At 55.3% G+C, this 25,003-nt stretch carries 20 protein-coding genes; 1 reads left to right on the plus strand and 19 read right to left on the minus strand.

Translation table 11 applies throughout. The annotated features are described in order from the left end of the window. Positions 1-31: 31 nt before the first annotated feature. From WEB54_RS00170 to gluQRS, 19 genes are all read right to left on the minus strand, one after another. Positions 32-4,681 carry a DUF6701 domain-containing protein gene (locus WEB54_RS00170; protein ID WP_368052623.1) on the minus strand — a complete coding sequence of 1,550 codons (4,650 nt, stop codon included), beginning with the start codon at positions 4,679-4,681 and terminating at the stop codon, positions 32-34. Beyond that, a complete protein-coding gene (locus tag WEB54_RS00175; protein ID WP_368052624.1) occupies positions 4,678-5,094 on the minus strand; it encodes a hypothetical protein in 417 nt (138 codons plus the stop codon). The genes WEB54_RS00170 and WEB54_RS00175 overlap by 4 nt, the downstream gene beginning before the upstream one ends. Then, the gene (locus WEB54_RS00180; RefSeq protein WP_368052625.1) at positions 5,084-5,890 is read right to left on the minus strand and encodes a prepilin-type N-terminal cleavage/methylation domain-containing protein; all 807 of its coding nucleotides are present in this window, start codon (positions 5,888-5,890) and stop codon (positions 5,084-5,086) included. The genes WEB54_RS00175 and WEB54_RS00180 overlap by 11 nt, the downstream gene beginning before the upstream one ends. Beyond that, complete coding sequence (locus tag WEB54_RS00185) at positions 5,890-6,402, minus strand: prepilin-type N-terminal cleavage/methylation domain-containing protein (RefSeq protein ID WP_368052626.1); 513 nt, start codon at positions 6,400-6,402, stop codon at positions 5,890-5,892. The genes WEB54_RS00180 and WEB54_RS00185 overlap by 1 nt, the downstream gene beginning before the upstream one ends. Beyond that, entirely contained in the window at positions 6,399-6,869 is a 471-nt protein-coding gene (locus WEB54_RS00190; protein ID WP_368052627.1) for a type II secretion system protein, read from the minus strand. Before WEB54_RS00190 ends, WEB54_RS00185 begins: the two co-directional genes overlap by 4 nt. A 202-nt stretch (positions 6,870-7,071) precedes the next feature. Next, positions 7,072-7,521 carry a type II secretion system protein gene (locus WEB54_RS00195; RefSeq protein WP_368052628.1) on the minus strand — a complete coding sequence of 150 codons (450 nt, stop codon included), beginning with the start codon at positions 7,519-7,521 and terminating at the stop codon, positions 7,072-7,074. A gap of 515 nt (positions 7,522-8,036) precedes the next feature. Continuing rightward, the gene (gene pgi, locus WEB54_RS00200; protein ID WP_368052629.1) at positions 8,037-9,680 is read right to left on the minus strand and encodes a glucose-6-phosphate isomerase; all 1,644 of its coding nucleotides are present in this window, start codon (positions 9,678-9,680) and stop codon (positions 8,037-8,039) included. Between the two features lie 409 nt (positions 9,681-10,089). Beyond that, positions 10,090-10,470 carry an aspartate 1-decarboxylase gene (panD, locus tag WEB54_RS00205; protein ID WP_368052630.1) on the minus strand — a complete coding sequence of 127 codons (381 nt, stop codon included), beginning with the start codon at positions 10,468-10,470 and terminating at the stop codon, positions 10,090-10,092. A gap of 84 nt (positions 10,471-10,554) precedes the next feature. After that, positions 10,555-11,397 carry a pantoate--beta-alanine ligase gene (gene panC / locus WEB54_RS00210; protein WP_368052631.1) on the minus strand — a complete coding sequence of 281 codons (843 nt, stop codon included), beginning with the start codon at positions 11,395-11,397 and terminating at the stop codon, positions 10,555-10,557. Between the two features lie 64 nt (positions 11,398-11,461). After that, positions 11,462-12,259 carry a 3-methyl-2-oxobutanoate hydroxymethyltransferase gene (gene panB / locus WEB54_RS00215; protein WP_368052632.1) on the minus strand — a complete coding sequence of 266 codons (798 nt, stop codon included), beginning with the start codon at positions 12,257-12,259 and terminating at the stop codon, positions 11,462-11,464. Between the two features lie 174 nt (positions 12,260-12,433). Continuing rightward, positions 12,434-12,928 carry a 2-amino-4-hydroxy-6-hydroxymethyldihydropteridine diphosphokinase gene (folK, locus tag WEB54_RS00220; RefSeq protein WP_368052633.1) on the minus strand — a complete coding sequence of 165 codons (495 nt, stop codon included), beginning with the start codon at positions 12,926-12,928 and terminating at the stop codon, positions 12,434-12,436. A 22-nt stretch (positions 12,929-12,950) separates the two neighbouring features. Next, positions 12,951-14,300, minus strand: a complete 1,350-nt coding sequence (pcnB, locus tag WEB54_RS00225) for a polynucleotide adenylyltransferase PcnB (protein WP_368052643.1) — start codon at positions 14,298-14,300, stop codon at positions 12,951-12,953. An 886-nt stretch (positions 14,301-15,186) separates the two neighbouring features. Continuing rightward, on the minus strand, positions 15,187-16,626 hold the full coding sequence (locus WEB54_RS00230; protein ID WP_368052634.1) for a sigma-54-dependent transcriptional regulator: 1,440 nt from the start codon (positions 16,624-16,626) through the stop codon (positions 15,187-15,189). Positions 16,627-16,777: 151 nt separating this feature from the next. Beyond that, positions 16,778-19,711: an ATP-binding protein gene (locus WEB54_RS00235; protein ID WP_368052635.1), complete on the minus strand. Its 2,934-nt coding sequence runs from the start codon at positions 19,709-19,711 to the stop codon at positions 16,778-16,780. Next, the gene (locus tag WEB54_RS00240; RefSeq protein WP_368052636.1) at positions 19,711-19,878 is read right to left on the minus strand and encodes a hypothetical protein; all 168 of its coding nucleotides are present in this window, start codon (positions 19,876-19,878) and stop codon (positions 19,711-19,713) included. Before WEB54_RS00240 ends, WEB54_RS00235 begins: the two co-directional genes overlap by 1 nt. A gap of 97 nt (positions 19,879-19,975) precedes the next feature. Beyond that, the gene (locus WEB54_RS00245) at positions 19,976-20,935 is read right to left on the minus strand and encodes a DUF3369 domain-containing protein (protein WP_368052637.1); all 960 of its coding nucleotides are present in this window, start codon (positions 20,933-20,935) and stop codon (positions 19,976-19,978) included. A 16-nt stretch (positions 20,936-20,951) separates the two neighbouring features. Then, entirely contained in the window at positions 20,952-21,164 is a 213-nt protein-coding gene (locus tag WEB54_RS00250; RefSeq protein ID WP_368052638.1) for an ATP-binding protein, read from the minus strand. Then, positions 21,133-22,581: a hypothetical protein gene (locus tag WEB54_RS00255; protein ID WP_368052639.1), complete on the minus strand. Its 1,449-nt coding sequence runs from the start codon at positions 22,579-22,581 to the stop codon at positions 21,133-21,135. Before WEB54_RS00255 ends, WEB54_RS00250 begins: the two co-directional genes overlap by 32 nt. A 105-nt stretch (positions 22,582-22,686) precedes the next feature. Then, the gene (gene gluQRS / locus WEB54_RS00260; RefSeq protein WP_368052640.1) at positions 22,687-23,550 is read right to left on the minus strand and encodes a tRNA glutamyl-Q(34) synthetase GluQRS; all 864 of its coding nucleotides are present in this window, start codon (positions 23,548-23,550) and stop codon (positions 22,687-22,689) included. Between the two features lie 110 nt (positions 23,551-23,660). Here gluQRS and WEB54_RS00265 point away from each other — a divergent pair, with 110 nt between their 5' ends. After that, on the plus strand, positions 23,661-24,851 hold the full coding sequence (locus WEB54_RS00265) for an aminotransferase class I/II-fold pyridoxal phosphate-dependent enzyme (protein WP_368052641.1): 1,191 nt from the start codon (positions 23,661-23,663) through the stop codon (positions 24,849-24,851). Positions 24,852-25,003: the final 152 nt, after the last annotated feature.

The raw sequence follows: 25,003 nt of genomic DNA on the forward strand, positions 1-25,003 counted from the left end.
TCGTTGAAAATACGCCAGTCAACTCTAAGGTTCAGGGCTCTACTTCGCGCCAATAAATAATGCGGTCGTGCCCGCGATAAACACCGAAGGTGACGGTCGCCTCTGGTGAACTCAATACGCCATCGCCATTGAAATCATCCTGCAGCCATAGCGGCACATTCATCGTCAACCGGGCTGAACCGGTGTTGCCTGCACCAGGTGCTATCAGCGCCAGTTCTGATCCTGATTTTACCTCACCCGTGAGCAGGGTGTCGTTAACCGGCTCCAGAGTGGTGATTGCCGGTGACAGGGTAGCGTCGGTATTACTGTATACCCAGCAACTTTCCGCTTCGTGTAACACCATCATTGATCCATCGTAATATTCTGCGCGCATCGGCACGATAAGGTCCCGGGTCTCGGGACCGTAGCTATTTTCCAGACGGATTCGGCCATAACGAATGTCGAAATTCGCCGTTGGGGTTAAATTTGCGGGCAGGGCGCTGGCGCTTACGGCATCGTCGTCGGTCAATGAACTTAGGTTGATTGGCACCTGAGGCATAAAGGGCGCAACCCGGCTGACTGTGGTTTTAGTGTAGAGGAGACTGTCGGATGCGGAGAAGCGGTAGCGTTGAATGCCGGGATTAACGACATCCAATTCGCCTGCATTGAGCGTTAGCGTCAGCGGGAATGGCAAACCCTGAGCGTTCAGTGCGGCGTTGTCACTGGTTGGCGCTACCCGAGTGAGGTCTGACGCCTGCAGCTTGTTAAAACCGCCCTGGGTGTAATTTTGGGTCAGGGTGCCTTCTGCGTTGACGGCGCTGATTTGCAGCTCTGGGCGCGTCAACCAGCCCAGCGTCTGCCCCGAGTAGGCCATGGGTGTTGTCAGGTCGCAACTGGGATTAAAAGCGCCGGGCGTCTGCACCAATTCAAAATCGGCCGGGATCATTCTGGCTGAGAGTGAGCTGAGTGTGGTTCCGAGGTCGATGCTGAAATACGCAGGGGGTGTCAGCGTAAAGTCAAAGATACCGATTTCGCTTAACCGCTGGGTCAGTTCGTTTTGTCCGTCGCTCGCCGCCAGGTGATTGTAGCTTGTCAGGGAGACGGTACCCGTTTCGCCGCTGGCCGGGGCTCTGAGGGTATGTGCCAACGCTAGGTTACTCAACTGGAAATTCGGCGTTGGTTCATTGTCTGCAAAGTCAGCATCACCATCGCTCTGCCAGGCTTTGGCGGTTACAGTGATGCCAAAATCAGTGCCTGCCACTTCGGTATTGCTACAACTGCTGTCGGCGGTTCCGCACCCATTAGCAGGGGTGACTACAAAACCGGCCGGGTAGCTGACGAATATATCGCTGCCCGGCATCACCAGGCCTTCGTCCTCATTGGCGGCGCTTCCCTGATAGCGGGCATCCAGTTGCATCAGACCAGCATCGGCATAGTGCACGTCGATCAATGCTTCTCCGTTACTGTCGAAGTCAAGCGACAGGCTGGTCGCACTGGCTTCATCCTGCCCGACTTCCCGGCTGTTGACCGACAGCGGCCAACTAACCGGTCTGCCCGTGTTGTCGGGATCAACATAGCCCGACCAGAATTGAACATCCCGGCTGACACCGGCGAAGGCCGGGACGCATTGCAGGGTTTCGGTATCGGTATCTACGGCCGCAATGCGAATGTTCTCGCTGGGCTTGTTGGCCAGTTGATCCGGCAATGAAAAAGCCAGGCCACTGTCGTAGAACGTCAGGTTGCAGAGGCTGGGATCGGGCCCGGCCCCGCCGGAGATGCATTCTGTTTCCGTGAACGGTCGTGTGGTTGGTGTTGAACTGGCAACACCCAGAATAACCGTGCCTGCGCTTGTGCTTTGAAACGGAACCGTTAGTGACCCGCCTGAAAAAGTAACCGCATCACCACCGACCCAACCAGTGGGTGTAAGGTTGGCAGTGACTTCGTCGGTATAAAGCGAATCGCAATCGGCATCCAGACAAGCTTGTACAATGATGTCTTCCAGCTGGCAGGTAATACCGTTGCCACTGTGAATAAATTCGAAATGATCGAGCTGGTCGCCAACCGGGTTCAATTGGTCGGCACAGATCTGGAAGTTGCCAAATTCGTGTATATTGTTCGAGCCACTCGTCGAGCTGGTCAGTGATAGCAGGACATTGTCCGGTACAGCGGCCTGGTTTATGTCGCTTAACACATCGAAAGGCCCAATCAGCGTCGTATAGGCGTTACCAGTGCCACCGATATCACGCTCTACCGAGATTGTTGAACTGCCCGCCGGACGGGAATCAACGATGATTCGATATTTGTGCGGGTCAGTTGACGTTGTTGAATCAATGCCCGGTGACAGAACACCCGTGCCCGTCAGATACCGATAGCCTGTGCCGCCCGCACCCGATCCGCGTATGGTGACCGAGTTCAGTGTTCGACCTGGCCCGCCAATACGACCTTCTGTTGGATTGGCGAAATCACCGTATTCGTCAAGCCCAATACCCAGCCAGCCACCGGCAAAACCGGGGTCACCATTGTCGCGTTGAGCGTAGCCCAGGGAGCCACCGAAACTGCCAGTCTGCGGGGTGATGGCAGCATCGGACAGGACGATCGTCAAACCATCGGCGCCGTTTCCATCGTAGGCGTAATAATCAAATTCAAGAACGATCAGGTTGTCAGCGGCAGGAATGAAGCGTTGCAGAGTTACCGCCGTTGACTGGTTATTCTGAGCTTCCGTCATGCGTAGCCGGTTAGTCCCGGAGACGTTGACAATGCCGGGTGTAAAACTTCCATTGGCGGCGCTTGTTACCCAGTCGTCACTGAGCGTTCCGCTGTCGAAATCGTCACTGAAGCACGTAGGTGCGCAGGGCTTTCTATAGTTGTAGGCAGTATCGATCTCGGCTGCTGTTAGTACCCGATTGAACAATCGTACTTCATCGATATTTCCGTTGATGCCATAGGATCCATCTTCCGCTGAACCAAAGATCAATCCACCGGCCACTGTGTTCAAAGGTTGCCCACCACCAAAGTTTTCGGTTTCGGCTAAGGTGCCGTTGATGTGCAGCTGCAGAGTTCGTGAATCACCATTGTAGGTTGCGGTAAGGTGCTGCCAGTTACCGTTAAACAGGGTGCCGTTGTTTAGGTCTACGGACCTCGTGTCACCGTTCCTTAGTCGCACTTCCAGAAACAGACGATTGCCTGACCGGTACACTTCAAAACGGCCTTCATTTGACCGTGTAGAACCACCGTAGGCGGCGAGTGTTTGAAGGGAACCAGCCTGTTCGCTACCTTGCAATTTAAACCAAAGTGACAAAGAGAAGGATTGTTCATCGGTGATCAATGATGAGCCGGGTGTTTCAACTCGGCTTCTGTTGTTGAACTCACCATACTCACAGGTGCCCGGATTGCCACTCAGGGCAGGGTCGGAGTTGCTTGTGTTAGCACCTGACTGGGTGGTCCCGTGTAAATCATTGCCGGAGCTGTCCAGCACCTCACCGGTCGAACCGGACCATTGGGGCTGGTCCAACTCCCAGAAGCCAACCATGCCCAGAGGCGTGGCGACCGTCGGACAATCTCTCAATGTGCCGTCCAGATTCCTTTGTTCAAGTTGACGCTGGTACAGCTTATCGACCTGATTCTCGTCCAGTACGTCATCAAAAATGACAACTTCGTCCAGGTCCGCCTGAAGGAAGTTGGCTCCTGATCCATTGGAGTACAGAACACGGCCGATATCGTTGAAACTGCTCCCGACTTCTCCAATCAGTGAGTTGTTCGTTCCGTTTCGATCTCGTATGCCATCTATAAAAATTTGATAGCTACCATCTGACGCATCACGCGTGAGAACAACGTGCCGAAACGTACCATCGTTGATCGCTGTATCCGACTTGGTCGCATCAAAGTCGTTTCCTTTGGTGATCCCAATATGGCCGCTGGCGTCAATCCACCCCCAAAAAATATCGTCCGCAACGCCACTTTGTTCTACTCCGGCTATTGCCGGTGCCTGCCAGCCAATGTCATTTCCTGTATTTGTAGTACGAATCCAGAAACTCAGAGAAGATGTACCCTGTAGAACTGAAAGGTCCTCGACGGTGATATAGTCAATAGAGCCATTCAAGCGGCCCGCGTTGCAAATTTGCCCGGGGTCTACTGTTTGGCTAAAACCGGCTGGTGTGCCATGACGATCGTTGCCACTGCTATCGAGTGCTTCACCCGTCTGGCCGGACCAATCCGGTTGGTCAAATCTGTATTCAGCAAACGTTGATGGCAATGCGGCCGTGCAATAACTCTCATAGTTGCCGCCATTGGCAGTGCAATCGCCATTGGCATCGGAATTGTTGCCGATATTAATATTGCCTCCAGCTGTTAAGTTCGCGTTGATAAGCGAATTATTACCGATTGAGACGTCGCCACCGACAATTATATCGAAAAAAAAGTTATTGGCGGGGTTTAGCTCGGCATTGGTGCCAACTGTCAGATTGCCACCAATCGACAGATTGATTGCTTCGGTTAAAACGATTTCATCAAAATCGTTATCCGACAGCGTGATTGAGCCAGCGCAGTCAATGTTGCCACCACTGACCGAGCAAGACGAAAACAGCCCGGTGTTCCCGTCTTCCGGGAGGGTGTAGGTTTCTGCGAAGCTGTACCCGGTCAGCAATAAGCTTGATACAAGCAACCCTTTGATGATGAAGTGAATAATTTTTCGCAGCGCTGTCATTGTGCTCGCACCTCAACAATACGCCGTCCCTGATCCAGACCGGAGCCGCAGACCCCTTCACTGATGATCGTGTAATAGGTTGTCGGCCCCAGGTTGTCCGTGCTGCAGGAAACACTGGCCCGGCAGCCATTGAGGCCGGGGGTCGAAAAAGAATGTTGATAAATGGGCGCGGAACAACTGCTTCCGGCGCTGCCGTCAATCGGAAACAACAAAGCCAGCGCCGCCTGCGCCCCGGATTCGGCGGCATAAAAGGCGCGTGTGGACTGCAGGTCCTGTATTTCCATTTCCGCGGTGCCCTGTTGCAACTGGGTGATGGTAACCACTATCAATGCCAGCACGGTAATGATGAAGATCGCCAGCGGCAAGCCAGCCCCGCGTTGACGGTTTGCTTGATGGTTCAGGTTAGGGAACATTGCGTAACTGTACCTCCTGCGCCACGTAGATGCGTTCTGAGGATTGATCGGATTGGACGGAAAATTCCAAGGTGACCAGTCCATTGCGTTGCAGGCTGGGCGGCACGACGCTGAACAACAGTGAATCGGGCTCCAGCGGTGCTCCTATGACTTCGCGACCATCCGCAAAGGTGGCAGGTAGAGCCGCGCCGACGGTTGCCTGAAAACCATAATCACGATACCGATAGATGTATCGGCCTTCCTGGCAATAGGTAACCGGTGTGCTCACCATGAACACGCGCCGGACCGGCGAGTCAGTGATGAACTGGTGTTTGCCTGAGTCGAACGTCAGATTCACCGTGCCCGAGCCTGCTGGCAAGGTTGCTGTCATTGGAGACACTACCCCCGGTGTTGTTGGGGTGTAGAGTTCGTTGGTGGTGGCCGCATAGGGATAAATAACCGCATGTCCTGCACTGTCAGCACCATTCGCCAGTGCCAACACCGGAAAACTGGACTGTGCTGAGGTAATGGGCGCGTTACGGTAAACCGTGCTGGCCAGAATGGGAATAAATTCCAGGCAACGACCGTCGCCACTTAAGCGCACACTGCCGGGCAGGGCGACGCGTATGTCCCGGCTGATCTGCTCCGATATAACACCGGCGGCCATGGCCAGCCGCTGTCGGTTCGCGGTATCCAGAGCGCCCTGGACCGAATAGCGGATAAAGCTGATTGGAATAACCGAGATAATGCCCAACAGCACGATCACAATGATCAGCTCAGTCAGCGTAAAGCCGCTCTGTCTGGCAAGGCGACCCATTAAAAATTACTCCGGTAAGCGCTGAAGACGGCGGTTTGACTGGTTGGACTGCTGATGCTGACATCAATGCGTTTTGCCTGGTCAATATTACCGTCACCCAGCTCGGCAGCGGTATCAACACAGCTAACGCTGATGCTAACGGTGTACCCTTCATAGCCCTCGCTGATGACGCCAGACGCCAGTTCGGGTGGGCTGAACTCCAGACCATCGTATTCATCAACACTGCGGAAAGTATCGCGGTCGTCTTCATCGCCACCGATCACGCGACAGGTACCTGCATAGGGAGGTGCGCCACCATCGGGCGTTTCCCGGTCAAAGGGCTGCCCCATTATTTCGTCGAGGTAGGCCTGGGCCAGTGCGATGGCCCTGCTCTGAAACAACGTATCCGAGCTGCGTCCGACCACATTGGAAAACGCGATGATGGTACCTGACAGCGCAATGGCAATGATCACGATGGTGATGATCAGTTCTACCAGGGTGACCCCTCGTTGCGTTTTGGATGGCCCTATCATGGCTCACAACTCCCGGTGTAGGCGAAGCCGGTAGAGCCCAGACAGGCAAGATGGCTACTGCCATTGCCGTTGAAGTTCAATTCTAAATTGCTACCAACGCGCCCTCGCCGGTCGAAGGTGAAGACCTGACTGTTCGTTGCGACACTACCGTCAATGGTTAGTTGCGCATTCTTGCGATCCGCAGTGCGGGTGTTGAAATTGGTGGTGCCCTGGCTGATGAGGTAGCGCCATTCAGTGGTGTCTTGTTCCAGTGTCAGAGTGACAGCGTTAGACGCATCCGTATTGGCCAATGCGCGTTTCTGGGCGAGCAAGGCTGAGGCTATGAATTGGTCGCGAGCGAGAAGGGTGGAGTAATTGCCGGATGAGGCGAATAGACCGATTCCCACTGCGCTTAAGATGCCTAATATCAAAAGAACTACGACCAGCTCAGTTAAAGTGAACCCTTGGTGGGAATGAAAAGTGGGCATGGGAGCCCCCTATGGTTGGCTTATTCACTTAGTAGGGTTGCTTCAAATTACTGGCTTCGATCGATCTTAAGTTTAGGGTTTCCCATAGCCAGCCTTTTGTATGAGTGTGCTTGCGAAGTTAGAAAACTGTAGCACAACGAAAAGTTTCTCTGCTAAAGCAACCCCAATGCGGCGGCGGCTTTAGCAAAGCGGTTAGCGATGATTAACTACAGGTTGTAGTTCCGCCAAAAACTGGAGCAGTTGTGGCGTCAGCAGCTTCAGTGTAAACAACAGTGCAATCAGCAGCTATTTCAGCAGTTAAAGTAGGTGGCGTTGCTGAGGTATCGGGAGTTGTAGTTACACCACTAATTTGTGCTGCGGATTCTATCCCTGTAGCAGTGGCGGCAGGATAACCATATACCAGATCGATAACTACACCTTCGATAGTGATATTTGCAGCTGCACTCGATGTGTCACAGCTACTACTTGCAAGGCAGGCTGCCTTGGTAATAGAGCTTGCAGAGCGCATGGCGCCAAAAATACCCTCTCTTGAAGCGCTTTTGGCTTCCGATGAGAAATCAACAAATCGTGGTAGTGCAAAAGCAGCCAAGATGCCCAAAATCACAATCACCATGATCAGTTCAATCAGTGTAAAACCTTTTTGTTGCTTCATAGTCAGTTTCCCATGTGCGTATATGTGCTTTTCTAGCCTTAGCCTGCCAATGGTCATGCCAAGCTAAAACCGTGCCAAAGAATTAATTCCGGATCATATTATTGCTTGTTTGGCCATTCCATGGGGTCCAGAATGAGACTTGGCTCTCAATATTAGCGAGTTTATGCGGTTTTCCTGGCGTTGCAAAGGTGCAGTCGTTGTTTTTGCCTGACAGTGGCAAGGTTTTGACGTTTTAGGCCTGTTTTTCCTGGAATCCGGATTGTAAGGCTTCAAATGTGACGTCTGGCGTCAGAAAGGTTTGGACGCAAAACACTAAAAGACGTGAAACAGGAAGGGACGCCGGACAGGAGGAGACGCGAAACAGTGACAGACGCAGGACAAGAAGGGACGCAAAACACGAACAGACGCCGGGCCGTCTCCAAGGTTTAGCGTCTTACGGTGTTCCACGTCATTAAATGTTTTGCGTCCTTTTATGTGTCACGTCTTTCCATGTCCTGCGTCTTTCCAAGTCCACGTCAGTTGCAAGCCTTCCTGAACCGTTCAATCAACCGGGCGGTCGAGCTGTCGTAGCCTTCAGTGTTGCCGGTTTCGAGTGCTTCAAACACGCTGTTACCCAGCACCTTGCCGAGCTCAACGCCCCACTGGTCGAAGCTGTTTACACCCCAAATAACGCCCTGAACATAAACTTTGTGTTCATACATGGCGATCAGAGCACCTACGACTTGCGGCGTTACCTGCTCAAACACCAGGCTGTTACAGGGGCGGTTGCCGGGCACTACCTTGTGGGGCACCAGCTCGGCGATGGCGGCCGCGTCTAGACCTTTTGCTTTGAGTTCAGCCGTGACCTCGGCCTCGGTCTTGCCCTCCAGCAGGGCCTGTTGCTGGCCAAGATAGTTGGCGAACAGCCAGGGGTGGTGGTCGGCCACCGGGTTGTGGCTTTTCAATGGCATCAGAAAGTCGGCCGGGATCAGGCGGGTGCCCTGATGCAAAAGCTGGTGATAGGCATGCTGGCCGTTGGTGCCGGTACCCCCCCAGATCACCGGGCCGGTGCTCCAGCCTACGGGCCGGCCATCCTGAGTCACCGCCTTGCCATTGGACTCCATATCGACTTGCTGCAAGTGAGCCGGCAGGTCTTTCAGGCTCTCGTCGTAACTGAGTACCGCATGGGCTTCTGCGCCCAGAAAATTGTGGTACCAGACACCCAGCATGCCGAGAATGACCGGCAAGTTGTGTTCAAGACCCGTGGTGCGAAAGTGCTCGTCCATCTCATGAGCGCCACTGAGCATCTGCTCGAAGGTATCGAACCCAAGCACAATCGCCTGGGCCAGGCCAATGGCCGACCAGAGCGAGTAACGACCGCCGACCCAGTCCCACATCGGGAACATATTGGCTTCGTCGATGCCGAACTCGGTCGCGGCCTTGATGTTGGTTGATACCGCCACAAAGTGGTGTTTTACCTGCTCCGGCTTGCCGCCTTGCTGAAAAAACCACTCGCGCGCCGCTTCAGCGTTTTTCAGCGTTTCCAGGGTGTTGAAGCTTTTTGAGGCAACGACAAAGAGGGTGGTTTCGGGGTCGAGATCCCGGCAAACACTGGTGACGTCTGTGCCGTCGATGTTGGCGATGTATTTGAGCTCAAAGCCGTCTTGCCAGAAGGGTTTCAGCGCATCGGATACCACTTTCGGGCCGAGGTAGGAGCCACCAATACCGATATTGACGATGGTGCGCAGCTTTTTACCGGTATGGCCAGCAAAGTCACCGCTGTGAACTGATTCAGCAAAGGCTTTCATTTTAGCCAGGGTGGCGGTTACGGTCTCGTTGATGTCTTCACCGTTCACCTTGATCGGGCGTTGGCTGCGATTGCGCAGGGCTATGTGCAATGCCGGGCGGTTTTCGCTGCGGTTGATGATATCGCCATTGAACATGGCATCGATGGCTTCGGGCAACTTAGCCAGCCGGGCCAGGGCCATCAACTGGTTCAGTGTCTCGTCGGTAACCCGGTTTTTGGAGTAGTCGAGTTCAATACCGGCGGCCTGCGCGGTCAGGCGGGGGCCGCGCTGCGGGTCTTCGGCAAAGAGGTCACGCATGTGCACATCGGCAATGGCGGCTTTGTGTTCTTCGAGCTTCTTCCAGGTTGTCAGTTGGGTAGGATCGTAAGCCATAGGTCGTTTCCCGATTGTTTTTGTGGATGAGGATTAATAAGAATGCATGGAGGATAGGTTGGGGTATGACGAAGCGATACCAACCTGACCGTAAAGTAATTATGTAATTTAATTACAAAATGAGGTCAAAAACCACCAGTTAGTGAAATTTTCCGACAAAAATAGACGCGACTGATGAAGGGACGTAGGACATTAAGGGACGCAACACATGGAAATGACGCAGGACATTTAGGGACGCAACACATTGAGAGACGCAAGACATCGAAGGACGCGACACATAAAAAGACGCATAAGCCGGGGCTTTGCAGGTGGTTGAAGCGTCTTTTCCTGTCCTGCGTCTCTTATTGTTTCGCGTCTTTCAGTGTTCTACGTCCCTTGATGTGTTGCGTCTTTTCATGTGTTGCGTTACTTACGCAAGTTGAACAGGCAGGGCGTTGCTGGTGTGGCTTACGGTGTTGTCGTCGTTCATATAGAGCATGCGGGGTTTGAAGGTTTCCAGTTCGGTTTCGGAGAAGTTGGCGTAGGCGCAGATGATGACCGTATCGCCGACGCTGGCTTTGTGGGCGGCGGCGCCATTCACCGAGATCATGCCGCTGTTGTCTTCACCGCGAATGGCGTAGGTGGTGAAGCGTTCGCCGTTGGTGACGTTGTAGATCTGGATCTGTTCGAATTCACGAATACCGGCTGTATCGAGCAAGTCGCCACCAATGGCGCAGGAGCCTTCGTAGTTCAGTACCGCATGAGTGACTTTGGCCTTATGCAACTTGGCCTTGAGCATGATTAATTCCATTGCGCACCTCGTAATGAACCGGACAGCATCGGGCGTGATCCGGAAGCAGGGTTTTATCGGAAACTGGGGCTGGACGCGAGCTGCCTATCGATCCACCTGGATGTTATCGATCAGTCGGGCCTTGCCGAGGAAGGCCGCCGCCAGGATGACCAGTTCATGATCATTTTCAGTGGCGGGTTCCAGGTCGATGCGGCGGCTGATGTTGAAATAATCCGGAGTAAAGCCAGCGTTATGCAGGGCTTCCTTGGCGGTTCGGGTCACCTTGGCCAGGTCGTGTTCGCCCTGTTCAATGGCGGCTTTGGCGTTGCATAAAATGCGGTACAGGGCCGGCGCCTGTTCCCGCTCACGGGCCGTCAGATAATTGTTGCGCGAGCTGTGGGCCAGGCCATCGTCGGCACGGCCGGTATCCACGCCGATCATCTTAATGGGCAGGAAGAGATTGCTGACCATGGTTTTCAGCACGGTAAACTGCTGAAAATCTTTCAGGCCAAAGACGGCACAGTCTGGCTGCACCTGATTGAAGAACTTCAGCACGATCGTTGCCACGCCGACGAAATGCCCGGGGCGACTGGCGCCGCAGTGCAAGGTGGTGATTTTGTCGACACTGACGCGGGTCAGGTCCGGCTCCGGGTACATGACCGGCCTGGTTGGGGTGTATAGCAGGTGACACCCTTCGGCGATCAGTTTTTTGGTGTCTTCTTCGAGGGTGCGCGGGTAGCCGGACAAGTCTTCGTTTTCACCGAACTGAGTCGGATTAATGAAGATAGAGGCCACGACTATGTCAGCGTGTTCACGGGCGTTCTTGATCAGTCGCATGTGGCCTTCATGCAGGTTGCCCATGGTGGGTACCAGCGCCACGCGTTTGCCGCCTGCCCTCAGTTCGTCGAGGGCGGGTCGGAGTTCGTCGAGAGTAGCAACGATTTTCATAGCTGTATCACTCAGAGTCAGTTACAGAACCGGTGTCGGGGTGGGCAGTGCGCTGACGCCGCGCTCAGTCAAATGCGTGTTCCGGGCCGGGAAAAGCGCCGGATTTGACCTCGTCAATGTAACGGGTAACCGCCTCGGCCAGGGTATTGGGCTCGGCCATGTAGTTTTTCACAAATTTGGGCAGGCGGTGCTGGGTGAAGCCCAGCATGTCGTAACTGACCAGAACCTGAGCATCGGTTACGTTGCCAGCACCGATACCGATGACCGGCACCGGCACGGCGTCGGTAATGGCGCGGGCCAGATCGGTTGGAACGCATTCCAGTAGTACAAAATCCGCCCCCGCTTCAACCAGGGCGATGGCGTCGTTGATCATGGTCTGGGCGGCCACTTCATCGCGCCCCTGAACTTTGTAACCACCAAACTTGTTAACGGACTGAGGCGTTAGGCCGAGGTGCACGCAACTGGGTATACCGGCCCGGCTGAGCGAGACAATGCTGTCTGTAAGCCAGGCGCCACCTTCCAGTTTGACCATGTGCGCACCGGCCTGCATCAGTTGCCCGGCACTGGCCTGGCACTGATCGACACTGGCGTAGCTGTTAAAGGGCAGGTCAGCGACGATTAGGGCACCCTGGTTGCCCCGGGCAACGGCGGCGGTGTGATACACCATTTGATCCAAAGTGACTGGCAGGGTGGAGTCCTGCCCCTGCAGGACCATGCCCAGCGAATCACCCACCAGCAGGGACTCGACGCCCAGCTTGGAAAACATCTGGGCAAAGGAGGCGTCATAGGCGGTCAGCATGCTGAATTTTTGGCCGTCGGCGACCAACTGTTTCAGGGTCGCTACCGTGTGATTCTTCGCCATCTGGGCTCTCTCGATCGGTTAGGTGGGGGCGAATGGTTGCGATTTGAGGGGGCTAAGTCAAGCCGGGGTGTCGGTAACCCTGGTTTTGGATCTGTCCAGCCGGTTTGCCGGGGCAGTTTTGGCCGCTATTTCAGCTCTGAATCGGGGATTGTTGCCTGCTTTTTGGCAATGGCGTTACCAGCGGGTGATCGCCTGATCACTTGTCTGCTTAAGCCAGTGGCTTAATGGCTGGCCTTGAAGGACCAGATCGGGGGCGATATCAGCCAGCGGACGGACCACAAAGGCACGCTCGTGTGCCCTTGGGTGCGGCAGGGTCAGGCCTGGGTCGGGTGAGGTGAGGTTATCGAACCAGATAATGTCCAGGTCGAGCGTACGCGGGGCCCATCTAACCTGACGCTCCCGCCCAAAATGATGTTCGATTTGGTGCAGTGCCTGAAGCAACGGACGCGGCTCAAGCGCAGTGTCGATTGCGCATACGGCGTTCAGATAGTCGGGCTGGTTTGACGGACCACCGATGGCGGCACTTCGGTACCAGGGTGATATCTGTTGAACCTGGGTCTCGGGCAGTGCCGCGATTTCGGCCACGGCGCCTTCAAGAGCATCGGCGCTGAGACCCAGATTACTGCCCAGGGCGATGTAGGCATGGTGCACGGGCGTGACGGTTGGCATCAGTCAGATCCGGACAATGCAATCAGGAGACTGAGTCGCCAGAGTTTTGCGGTGGTCGCCGACGTCTGCGCCGGCGCGGACGGTCACTGGCAGCTTCGCTGGCCATGTCACGGCGAATGTCCGGGTTTTCAGTCTGGTAGTCGGTCCACCACTGGCCCAGGTTGCCGGTCTTCTCGCCAGCGCTTTCGCGCAGTAACAGGAAGTCATAAGCGGCTCGAAAACGCGGATGACTGGCGACCTGTTCGGCGCGTTTTGGAGTGCGCTTGGGCAATCGTAATTGGAGTTCCCAGATCTCTTTCATCGGAATTGAAAACCGCTTGGGAATGGCGATGGACGATATCTGATGCGCTACGATCTTGCCCATAGCCTGCAACCAGGCGGGTTGCTCTGGCGTACCCATGTTCAGGGTGTACTCCGCTTCTTCGCGAACCGCAGGCCATAGCAGGGCGGCATACAGAAACGCCGGGGTCACTGGTTTGCCGCGGTTGATGCGATCATCGGTATTGACCAGGGCTTGCTCAATAAAGGCGTCGTAATAGCCATCGGTTGAGGCTTTCAGTGCGGCGTGCGTGGCAGGCAGCAGCGGTTCAACCAGGTTGTACTCACACATCAGGCGCCAGGTTGCCAGGCCATGACCGGACATCAGCATCTTGATGACTTCGTCGAACAAACGGGCGGCCGCTACGCTGCTCAATAATGGCGCGAGTTCCGGAATCAGGTCGCCGGTGCGCGGTTCGATGCTAAAGCCAAGTTTGGCGGCAAAGCGCACGGCACGCATCATCCGAACCGGGTCTTCCCGATACCGGGTTTCCGGGTCACCGATAATGCGCAGCACTTTGTTTTCCAGGTCGTCCATGCCCGAGCCGTAGGCTTTGAGCGTGAAGTCTTTGGGTGTGTAATACAGGGCGTTGACGGTGAAGTCGCGCCGTTCAGCGTCTTCTTCGAGCGACCCATAGACGTTATCACGCAATAACAGACCTTCATCGGACTGTTTTTGCAGGTGGTTGTCGTTATTGTCGTCGGTACGGCCCCGAAAGGTGGTGACTTCGATAATTTCACGACCGAAGGTGACGTGCACGATGCGAAAGCGTCGACCAATCATGCGGGAGTTGCTGAACAGTTTGCGCACCTGCTCAGGCGTGGCGTCTGTCGCGACGTCGAAATCCTTGGGTTTCAGACCCAGTTGTAAATCGCGCACGCAACCACCCACCAGGTAACCCTCGTACCCGGCGTTTTGCAGGCGGTACAGCACTTTTAAGGCCGTATGGTTGATGTCTTTCCGGGATACGCGGTGTTCGTCCCTCGGTATCGTACTCAACTCGGTGCTGTTCGATTTTTGCGGTAACCAGCGTTTGATCCAGTCCACTACCATGGTTTGCACATGATCTCGCGTTGTTCAAAGAGCGCGCAGTTTAGCGGAAGCGGCCGCCATTCTCTATGCCTTGCGCCCGTCAATATGCCCATTTAATGGCTAAATTCGGCTATACCGTGCGGATTGACCCGCTTTTAACCATAAGAAAGAGCGTTACTACACTGGATTAACAAGGGACTACGAATGAAGATTAGAAATGAGTATTGGGGGTGAGCGACAGAGTACGAGTGATGAACTGGAATAGAGCGGCCGGCACGAGGCCGGCTCTAGCAGCGTGACGACACATCACGATCTGAACCTGTATGACGTTAACAGGTGAGTGGGGCTTATTATTCTTGATGTCAGGAGATCTTAACGCCTCCGTGACCTTACACTGTCATTTGTTTTTTTATTATTAGTGTTTTTTATTGTTCTTGTTGTTAGTAGCTGACAATGGTGTTTGCCCGTTTTTAATGCTACCCCCTTATTGTTGTTTTTGGGCGGGGGTTGCTGTTGGCTGGCCCGTTGTTGTTTTTGTTGATGGGCCGATCTTCTCTTGCCCGTTAGATATAGCAGGTGCTGTGCCATTTTTAAAAAATCGTTATAAAACAATGATTTATAAATTACTGGTCAAAATGTAAGCGATTTGTCAGGGCGGGGTGGCTGTTACTTGTTACCGTAAGTGTCAATATTGTTACGTTCGTTTGAAAAGACGCGAAACATGAAAAGACGTAGGGCTTGACGAGACGCAGGACATGAAGAGACGCAGGACATGAAAGGACGTGAAACAATAAAAGACGCAAAACATTAGGAGACGAAGGGCAAGTGGGGCGTGACAACCGCTAGGGTGTAGAGACCCGGACCTTGCGTCTTTTCATGTCCTGCGTCTGTCACTGTTCCACGTCTTTTATTGAGTGGTTGTGCTGGCGGAGGATGTTGCGCTGCTTTTTTTGGGGCGAGGGAGGCCCAGCCGCTGGCGACGTTCCCACAGGCATTTGCGGCTGATGCCGAGCTTCTGTGCCAGTTCGGTTTCCGACATGCCTTCCTGGTGTTCGAGCACGAAATGCTGGAAGTAGTCCTCCAGTGACAGATCGTCCACGTCCTGGGTGTTGCTGAGATTGGCTGAGCTGGTTGAGTCATCCTGCTGATTGACCAGGGTGTCGGGGATTTTCCAGTCTTCCTGGTTCAGATCCATCTCATCGAGACTGATTTCGCCGCCTTCGCTGAGTATCAGCGATCGCTGAATGGCGTTTTCCAGCTCTCGAACGTTGCCGGGCCAGTCGTAGCGCAGCATGGCGTCGCGCGCGTCTTTGCCCAGTACTACCGGGCCATCGAGCTTGAGTCGGCGAGCGTGTTTGGCGATCAGATGTTCGGCGATTTCGACGACGTCTTGTCCGCGTTCGCGCAGCGGGGGTAACGTGACTTCGATGACCTGCAACCGGTAATACAAATCTTCCCGGAATCGGCCCTCCTTAACCAGTTGTTTCAGGTTGCGGTGGGTGGCCGCGATGAGGCGGACATCGACGGTGCGTGAATTCACCGACCCGACTCGCCGTACCTCACTCTCCTGGATCACCCGCAGCAGCCGGGCCTGAGCCTCCATCGGCAATTCACCGATTTCGTCAAGAAACAGTGACCCGCCCTCGGCTGCCTCGACCAACCCCTGTCGAGCGGCGGTGGCGCCAGTGAAGGCGCCCTTTTCGTGGCCGAAGAGCTCCGATTCTATCAGGCTTTCAGGAATGGCCGCGCAGTTGACACAGATCATCGGTTGGTCGTGACGCGGGCTGTGCTGATGAAGGGCTCGTGCGGCCAGTTCTTTACCGGTACCGGATTCGCCGTGAATCAGCACAGTAATGTCGGCTGGCGCTACGCGCCGTATTCGATGGTAGAGCCGTTGCATCGATTCACAACTGCCCACCAGATCGCCCAGTGTGCTGTGCGGCTGATGCTGGCTTTCGTCGGCGGGGGTGTCGCCGGTTTCGAGTTGTACGCGTTGCTGCCGGTGAGTGCTGACAATGCGGCCAACGGTGCGCACCATTTCTTCATGATCAAAGGGTTTGGCGATGTAATCGACGGCACCCATTTTCATGGCATCAACCGCGGAGCGCATACTGGCGTAACTGGTCATGATCAGCACCGGTACATCGCCAGCCATGTCGATCAGATCGGTACCTGGAGCGCCGGGTAACCGCAAGTCGGTAATAATCAAGTCGAAGCGCCCCAGATCGTGCTGGCTGGCTTCGGTCACCGATTCGGCTTCAATGACCTGGTATTGATGACGTTCCAACAGTCGTTTCAGGGCTGAGCGAATAATGCTCTCATCTTCAACTACCAGAATGTCACTCATGTCTGACCTCCAACACAGCCGGGTCTGATACCCAGGCTATGGAATACGTCGTGCAGCATAGGGTATTGGATCGGCCGCGCTGCTGGAGCCGATCCCCGCGCCCCGTGTGTTGGATGGCCTGTTTTCCGGCTATCGCGGTGGAGCGCTGTGTTCAGGATGTTACCTCAGGTAACAACCGATGTAAGGGTAACCGAATTGTGAAACGAGTGCCAATGCCCTCGGAAACGAACGCCGGGCTCTCCACCGCCATGTGACCGTAGTGTTCTTCAACGATGGTGTACGCCAGAAACAGGCCGAGCCCGGTACCCTTGCCGACATCTTTGGTGGTGAAAAAGGGGTCGAAAATGTGGTCGACGACATCGGCGGGAATGCCGGTCCCCCGGTCGATCACCTCGACCACGGCGCTCTCTATTTCGGCTTCAGCCCTGACCCGGATCACTTCTCCATCGGGGCTGGCATCCCGGGCGTTGCCCAGCAGATTGATAAATACCTGGCTCAACCGCTGGGCTTCACACAACACTGTCAGATCGTCCGCAACCTCATTGATAAAGATGACTCGCTGGGCATCGCGCGACAGCGACAACAGGTCAATGGCGTCTTGCACCACCTGACGCAGCGGGTAGGGCTGATGATCCGATTTGCCGTCACCCTGGCCAGCGTGGGCGAAATTGACCAGCGAACGTACAATTTTTGTAACGCGACTGGCTTGCTCCCGTATCTGATCGGCAATGACCTGCTGCTCGGATGGGTCGGTGACGTACTTCAGATCCTGAGCCAGGCAGTCGATGCCGGTGATGGGGTTACCGATTTCATGGGCGACCCCGGCAGCGAGCCTGCCGATTGATGCCAGGCGTTCGGAGTGAACCAGTTCCGATTCCAGCAGTTTATGTTCGGTTTCATCCTCAAGCAGGATAACAGTGCCTTCGAGCGGCTCATCCCGGCGCTGAACCTGAGCACTGCGATGCAAGCTGAACCACCGTTTGCCCCGGCCATCGGCATTGAGTTGCTCAACGGTCAATTTGTTGGAATGGCCTTTCAGAAAGCTGTCGAGCAGGTCGTACCAGTTGGCGGGCAACGAATCCAGCCGCGCACCAATGGCTTCGGCTTCAATAATGCCGGTCATGTCGGCCATCACCCGGTTCCAGAGCAGTATTTCACCGTCGCTGGCCAGGGAACAAACCCCAATGGGCAGGTTGTACAGCGTTTCACGGTGATGACGGCGCAACCGGTCGAGTTCAGCGGCCATGCCAGTCAACTGGTGGTGATAGCCGTCGAGGCGTTGTTCAAAAAAGTGGATGTCATCCCGCTCGGCCCGTTCTCCCTGTTCATAGGGAAGGTAGCGTGCCACCAGTGCTTGGGCGACGCTGGGGCCCATTAAGCCTGAGAGATTGGCTTCAATGGTGTCGCGCAGTCGGCGCAGAGCATAGGGGCGGTATTCACCCAGCGGAAAACCCAGTGTTTTCAGCCCCCGTTTGACCTCTCGTTCCGCCATGATGCGGCCGAGGGGCCGGCTTAGTGTTTCAATGAATTCAGTTACGTTACGGGCTTTTAGTGGCAAACGATGACGCCGGTCAACCGAGGTGATTACGCAGGTCTGGGCGGCGTCTTTTTCTTCCTTGCTGGTACGGGTTAGCAGTGAGACCAGAACAAAGGCCAGCGCATTGATGCCTAGAGATGCCAGGGTGGTCAGCGACCAGTGATCCGCCTCCAGAGCGAACCCCATGCGCAGCTGCGTACCCAACGACAGGCTTTCAGCCAGCATGGGAATAGCGAGGCTGGAGGCCCACACCAATAAACCCAGCGTTAACCCACTAACGAATCCCTGACGATTCGCTCCGGCCCAAAACAACAGCCCTAGTATACCGGGCAGTAGTTGTAGCAGGCCGGTGAAAGCGGTGATGCCGAGCGAGGTCAGGTTCTGAACCTGGTTGAGCAACAGATACAGCGCATAGGACAGGCCGATGACCACACCGATCAGCAGGCGCCGTACCCAGAGTAGCCAGCGGTACACATCGGCGCTGAAGCTGGGTTTGTAAAACGGCAGTACCAGGTGGTTCATGGCCATGCTGGCCATTGAAATCGACGCCAGGACGGTGATGCCCGCAGCGGCTGACAGCCCGCCAAGATAGGCCAGCCAGGTCACCCAGGGTTTGTCGAGCAACAAGCCGAGGGACAGGGAAAAATATTCAGGGCTGGCAGTCGATTCCAAAGCCTGACCCGCCCATAGAATGGGCATTACCGGCAGCGCCATCAGCAACAGATAGATGGGCAGGGCCCAACTGGCCATGCGCAGGCGCGAAAGATTGGAGGTCTCCCGAAACAGTAACTGGAACAAATGCGGCAATACCAGCGGTGCGCAGATGAACATCAGTAGCAACGAAAACCACTGAATCGGCTGTAACGGCGGTGCCTGAACACCGGTGTGAGACCATTGGGTGATGCCTTGCCAACTGCCGAAGACTTCCAGTGCGGCAACCCCACCGATGACAAGAAAAGCTAACAGTTTGAACAGGGATTCAAACGCCAGGGCGAACAGCAGCCCGCGGTGTTTTTCGGTCGGTGCTATGTCACGGGCGCCAAACAGAATTGAAAACGCCAACAGAATCAGACAGATCAGCAGGGCCAGTGGCCAGGCCATGGTGTTTGGGTCGAGCAGGGTAATGGTATCGGTGATCGCCTGAATCTGCAGTGCGAGCATCGGCAGCATGGCTAAAACCACACCCAAGGTAGTCAGAAAACCCACCCAGCGGCTGCGGTAACGGAAAGCGAACAGGTCAGCGAGTGAGGCCAGTTGGTAACTGCGGGCCAGGTTGTGAATGGGGCGCAGAATAATGGCCGAGAACACCATAGCAATAGCAAGGCCAAGGTAAAAGGCCAGATAGCCATAACCAAGGTGATAAGCGAGCCCGACACTGCCATAGAAGGCAAAGGCGCTGCAATACACGCCCAGCGCAAGAAGATATACCAGTGGATGCCGGGCGATATTCTGCGGAACCCAACCGCGCTCTGCGCAGTAGGCGACCAGAAAGAGCAGCAGTAAATACCCGAGGCTGACACTGATCAGGAGTTGCCAGCTAAAACCCATCAGCGCCGACTCCTTATATATTCAGCCAGAGCATTGATCATGACCAGACCCGTCCAGATCAGAAAGGGCAGATACCAGAGTTGAGTCGTGCCTGACCCGTCGAGAGTAAACGGCAGCAACAGGTAAAAGGGTAAAATGAACAGTTTGAGTAATAACGACAGTGACATGGGTCGCCCGCCCGTGAATGCGGGCGTTATCCTACCCTGACAGCGACCGGATTTTAAGCGGTGACTGAAGAATTCCGGGTCCGGTTGTTTCAGTGCTCTAGTCTGGATGGACGTCTTCCTGCTCCAGGCGCAGTGCCAGATTTTCAAAGGCGGTCAGGGCATTCTGGCAAAATACCTCAAGCAGATGTCGTTCGATCGGGTTCTGGGGAGCCAGGCCTTTAAGAAACAGCAGGCTCAGGTGCAGGTTGTTTGGCCGGTAGAGACACAGATAGGCGTTATCCATGTATTGTGAGTGGTAGCCCAGTTCGGTGCTGTCGATAAAGGCGCGTACGCCCTCCGGCAACAGCTGTGTTACTGCAACACCGACTTTGGTGTGATAGACACCGGTGCCGGCGACAACGGTCAGTTTTCCGGCCTGATCCTGCGCGGCGATGCCTTCGCACAGTGCATAGAGTGCGTCTTCGTCCGGCGAGAGTATGGCGGAAATCTGTTCGAGAATACCCAGCGCAAAATCGGGCAGGAAGGTTTTTTTCTGCAGGTGGATGGATGCACTGAGAATCCGTTCCAACCCCTGTCGGCTGCGGTCCAGCGAGAGGATATCGCGGTAACTGCGCAAGCAGGAATACAGCAGGGTATGCAGTTTGCTGCGCGTGAGTTCGGTTTTTTCTTTGTAGTCGTTGATGTCGTAATCGGCAATGATGGTTTCTTCCGGTGCCTGGCCCGGTTGACCGGTGCGCAATACGATGCGGGTGAACGTATTGTTCAATCGGGTGCGAATGATTTCTGCCAGATCCAGTCCGGCGTGATCGGTTTCCATTACCACATCGAGCAGACACAGCGCGGTATCAGGGTTATTGCGCATGGTCGTTTCGCCATCGGCGCCGCTGTAGCTGTGTAGAAATGTTAATGGTCGACCGTCGAACCTGAAATTGCGCAATGCCAGGGTGGTGATGGCATGCACTTCTTCGTCGTCGTCGACAATCAGTACTTTCCAGGGGAGCAGCAGCCCTGGTTCTGAGGGTGTGCGTTCACTGGCAAAGGTCAGTTTTTCACTCATGATGTGGCGTCCGGATTTAAGGCGATGTCGATGTGGATTCGACCGGTGTGTAAGGTATGGTGATAATCAGCTGGCAGCCCTGATGCGGCGGACTATCGAGCCGGATTTTTCCGTTCAGCTTACCGGTAACCAGATTGAAAACGATGTTCATGCCCAAGCCGCTGCCACCACTGGCGCGGCGAGTGGTGAAAAACGGATCAAACATGCGCTTCTGAGTGTCGGGGGCCATGCCTTCCCATGCCTTCGCCATCGTCTTCATAGATCAGTTCCAGTGTTTTTTTCTGAATTCGGTTGTGCAGACGTATTTGGCCCGGCCGGGTGCTGTCATCGAAACCGTGCAACAGCGAATTGATGATCAGGTTGGTAATGATTTGCGCCAGCGCGCCAGGTGTTAGTTGCAACACAATGTCCGGGTCTATGTTGTTGACTACGGTTACCGGCGTGTTCTTGTATTTGGGTTTCAGGCTGGCCAGAATTTCATCGATATAGACATGCAGATTGATTTCCCGCTGTTCATCACTGGTCTGGTCTACCGCCACTTGTTTGAATGATCGAATCAATTGGGCGGCGCGGTCGAGATTGCTGGAGAGCAGCGCACCGGTTTCCAGACATTCCCGAAAAAACCGTTCCAGGTCCGACTTGGTTAGCGTTTCCTGTTCCAGATCGCGCTGAGTCTGGCGGGCTTCCGAGGTCAGGTGGCTGGCGGCCGTGATGGATACGCCAAGTGGTGTATTTACTTCATGGGCAACACCGCTGACCAGATTACCCAGCGATGCCAGTTTTTCGCTTTGCAGCAATTCAACCTGAGCGATTTTGAGTTTTTCGAGGGATTCGCTCAACTCGGTGTTGCTGCGTTGCAAGGCTTCAGTGCGTTCGCTGACCGTGGTTTCGAGCTCGGTGCGGTATTCCAGCAATTCCTGTTCGTGTTTAATCAGCCGGTCGCGCTGATCGTTGAACGACTGATACAATCGTCCGATCTCATCCGAGCGAGCCTCGAGCGAAGGTTCCCGTTGTACGATCCAGGTCGAAACGTCGCCTGCAGAGGTGCGTTCAACAAAGCCGGTAAACGCCTTGATCGGCACCGCAACGATGCGATCTACCAATGCGTAAAGACCGATCAATAGCAGCACAATGGTCAGTACCGCTGAAACGATGACACCACCGAGCACCAGCCGCACCTGGTTATCAATCAGGCTGTCGTCGCTGCGCAGATGAATCCAGCCGATGGTGGTCTCACCGTTGTTAAACGCATGAACGACGGGTGTGCTGATGAGCAGACCGCCGGCATCATTCCATTCGGTTCGGGCGTCAACGGATGTTAGGTCCGGGTCGCTCAAGCTATTCAAATCGCCCAGATTCAAGCTGATTTCCCCTTCTGCACTGCGCACGGCAACACCGGAGATATAGGGGTCACGCAGCAGGGCGTTGGCCGCTCTGGTGACCCCACTGTCGTCAAAGGCCCACATCGAATCCTGAATAAGCGGTAGCATATTGCCCAGAGAGGCCTCCACATTCTGATCGCGCAATCCCTCCATGGTGCGATTGAGGGTAGAGTACTGCATCAGTATGGTTGCCAGTATGGCGATAGCCACGCCCATCGTAATGAACAACAGCAAACGGCGCGCCAGTGAAGCGTGTACGGTCATCAATCAAAGCAACTTGCAGGCAAAGTCTTCCTAGCGTAAACCCGCATTCGGGTTCGCGCCAGTAAACAGGCACGGATTGTGTCTGTGACAGGGATTTGCCCGGGTTTAAATTTCAATTTCGCGAATGGTTTGAAGCGAAGAGGGTGACCATTGAGCGCTGGCTTCAGCCAGCATGTACTCCGGGGTGTCCCGCTCAATGGTCAAACCGAGCCAGTGCCAGAGCTGCATTAGATTGTCGACGGCCTGTTGGTTGTTAAGAGCTGGTGCGAAGTTCTGCTTGCTGAGTTTCTGGTCCGCGTGGACCAGAACCGGAAAATGGGCATAACTCGGACAGTCATGGCCCAGAGCCCGGTAAAGCGCACGCTGCCAGAAAGTGGAACTGAGCAGATCGATGCCGCGTACGATGTCAGTCATGCCCTGGTCAATGTCATCCACCACCACGGCCAACTGATAAGCGAACAGGCCATCACGACGGCGGATAACGACATCGCCATAGTCGTGGGCTAGCCTGCTTTGCTGAGGTCCCTGAAACAGGTCGGTAAACCTGTCCTCCACGGCGGGTGTCTGAAATCGGATAGCGGCATCGGCGCGCGGCTGCCGACAGGCGCGGCAGGTTCCAGGGTAAACCTGAGTCCCGGTTAACTGCTTTCGGCTGCACCGGCACCAGAACAGCAGGTCCCGGTTATAGAGTGCTTCGATGGCCTTTTGATAGGCTTCACTGCGCTGGCTCTGATGCATCACCGTCGAGTGCCATGCCAGTCCATGAGCTTCCAGGCTACGCAGAATCGCATCACTGGCACCGGGTTGTGTGCGTGGCGGATCCAGATCTTCAATGCGGACCCACCATTCTCCACCCTGACGCCGGGCTTCAAGATAGCTGATCAGCGCGGCCAACAGAGACCCAAGGTGCAGAGGCCCGGTTGGTGACGGGGCAAATCGACCTCGGTAGAGGGGTGACTGGTTGGTCATGCTGGCCGTGGTCTCCATTAACCGGTGGATTGAATTGCGCACTGGCATTGGACTGGGCGCTACCGATTCTGCATTATGCCCACGGTTTTCAGTCATTGCAGGTAGTTGTTATGTCCGCCACCCGGCTCGCCGATCGTACCCGACACATCGCCCCGTTTCACGTTATGGGCGTGCTTGCCAAAGCCCGGGCCATGGAAGCCGACGGCCGCTCCGTGATCAGTCTCTTTGTTGGCGAGCCGGATTTTGGCACACCGGAAGCTATCGTAAAGGCGGGTCAGCAGGCGTTGGCGAACGGGCACACCGGCTATACCGCTGCGATGGGCATCCCCGCTCTGCGGGCCGCCATTGCCGAACGCTATCAGCGCTGGCATGGCATTGCCGTCGACCCGCATCGCATCGCGGTAACCCCCGGTGGGTCGAGCGCTCTGCTGCTGGCGTTTGCGGCCACCATCGATCCCGGTAAAAACGTGTTACTGCCGGAACCGGGGTATCCCTGTAACCGGCATTTTTTGCAGGTGCTGAATGGCCAGGGTGTTTCGGTACCACTGTCGAGCGACGGTTTGCGTTTGGATATCAATGCACTTGAGGCGGCGGTCACCGAAGACAGCACCGGACTGTTGCTGGCCTCACCCTGCAACCCGACCGGCCAGGTATTGTCCCGCGAAGACTGGACCGCTGCGTCCAATTTTTCCCACAAGCATGATCTTTCGTTGTTTGCCGATGAAATCTATCATGGCCTGACCTTTACCGAGACGCTGCCGCCGACAGCACTTGAAGTAAACGACGAGGCCTGGGTCACTCAGAGTTTTTCGAAGTTCTATGGGATGACCGGCTGGCGCCTGGGATGGGTAGTGGTGCCCGACTACGCGGTCGACGCCGCCGAGCGCCTGGCGCAGAATCTGTTTCTATCAGCCCCGGCCATGGCGCAGCAAGCCGCATTAACCGCTTTTACCCCCGAGGTGGAAAAAGAATGCTTCGCCCGCGCTGCCGAGCTCAAGGCACGCCGGGATACGCTGGCACCGGCCATCGAAGCGCTGGGACTACCTTTGTTGGCACAGCCGGATGGCGCTTTCTACCTCTATGTCGATGTGTCATCAGTCTGCGATGATGCCATGCACTGGTGCCAGCAATTGCTGGAAGAAACCGGTGTGGCGATCGCCCCGGGCCTGGACTTCGGCGGGGCTACGGAACACAGCGCCGTGCGCATTGCCTACACCGTATCGATACCTCGTCTCGAAGAAGCAGTAAACCGGATTGGCGATTTTCTGACACGGCATCCTTATCTGGCACGAGGTCGCTGATTGCCAGAACTCGGAGGTTGCTCCGGTTAAGGTGCCAAGTGTTCGTGTAGGCTACCGGGCAGACCTATCCGGGGTCGGCGTAAACCCGTCCCTGGGGCCTAGGCTTCGGCATCCATGCCTCAGACTTCCCCGGATAGGCCTACCCGGTAGCC

It is taken from the genome of Saccharospirillum sp., from assembly GCF_040881935.1.
Classification (GTDB): Bacteria; Pseudomonadota; Gammaproteobacteria; order Pseudomonadales; family Natronospirillaceae; genus Saccharospirillum.

Excerpts from the sequence above, each read along its gene's own strand:
- WEB54_RS00185 (WP_368052626.1), bottom strand. The coding sequence starts at position 6,402 with ATGATAGGGCCATCCAAAACGCAACGAGGGGTCACCCTGGTAGAACTG.
- gluQRS (WP_368052640.1), bottom strand. The coding sequence starts at position 23,550 with ATGACCAACCAGTCACCCCTCTACCGAGGTCGATTTGCCCCGTCACCA.
- WEB54_RS00195 (WP_368052628.1), bottom strand. The coding sequence starts at position 7,521 with ATGAAGCAACAAAAAGGTTTTACACTGATTGAACTGATCATGGTGATT.
- folK (WP_368052633.1), bottom strand. The coding sequence starts at position 12,928 with ATGCCAACCGTCACGCCCGTGCACCATGCCTACATCGCCCTGGGCAGT.
- WEB54_RS00175 (WP_368052624.1), bottom strand. The coding sequence starts at position 5,094 with ATGTTCCCTAACCTGAACCATCAAGCAAACCGTCAACGCGGGGCTGGC.
- panB (WP_368052632.1), bottom strand. The coding sequence starts at position 12,259 with ATGGCGAAGAATCACACGGTAGCGACCCTGAAACAGTTGGTCGCCGAC.
- WEB54_RS00240 (WP_368052636.1), bottom strand. The coding sequence starts at position 19,878 with ATGTCACTGTCGTTATTACTCAAACTGTTCATTTTACCCTTTTACCTG.
- WEB54_RS00190 (WP_368052627.1), bottom strand. The coding sequence starts at position 6,869 with ATGCCCACTTTTCATTCCCACCAAGGGTTCACTTTAACTGAGCTGGTC.
- WEB54_RS00250 (WP_368052638.1), bottom strand. The coding sequence starts at position 21,164 with ATGGCCCCCGACACTCAGAAGCGCATGTTTGATCCGTTTTTCACCACT.
- pgi (WP_368052629.1), bottom strand. The coding sequence starts at position 9,680 with ATGGCTTACGATCCTACCCAACTGACAACCTGGAAGAAGCTCGAAGAA.
- WEB54_RS00255 (WP_368052639.1), bottom strand. The coding sequence starts at position 22,581 with ATGACCGTACACGCTTCACTGGCGCGCCGTTTGCTGTTGTTCATTACG.
- WEB54_RS00180 (WP_368052625.1), bottom strand. The coding sequence starts at position 5,890 with ATGGGTCGCCTTGCCAGACAGAGCGGCTTTACGCTGACTGAGCTGATC.
- panD (WP_368052630.1), bottom strand. The coding sequence starts at position 10,470 with ATGGAATTAATCATGCTCAAGGCCAAGTTGCATAAGGCCAAAGTCACT.
- WEB54_RS00235 (WP_368052635.1), bottom strand. The coding sequence starts at position 19,711 with ATGGGTTTTAGCTGGCAACTCCTGATCAGTGTCAGCCTCGGGTATTTA.
- WEB54_RS00245 (WP_368052637.1), bottom strand. The coding sequence starts at position 20,935 with ATGAGTGAAAAACTGACCTTTGCCAGTGAACGCACACCCTCAGAACCA.
- WEB54_RS00170 (WP_368052623.1), bottom strand. The coding sequence starts at position 4,681 with ATGACAGCGCTGCGAAAAATTATTCACTTCATCATCAAAGGGTTGCTT.
- pcnB (WP_368052643.1), bottom strand. The coding sequence starts at position 14,300 with ATGGTAGTGGACTGGATCAAACGCTGGTTACCGCAAAAATCGAACAGC.
- WEB54_RS00230 (WP_368052634.1), bottom strand. The coding sequence starts at position 16,626 with ATGAGTGACATTCTGGTAGTTGAAGATGAGAGCATTATTCGCTCAGCC.
- panC (WP_368052631.1), bottom strand. The coding sequence starts at position 11,397 with ATGAAAATCGTTGCTACTCTCGACGAACTCCGACCCGCCCTCGACGAA.
- WEB54_RS00265 (WP_368052641.1), top strand. The coding sequence starts at position 23,661 with ATGTCCGCCACCCGGCTCGCCGATCGTACCCGACACATCGCCCCGTTT.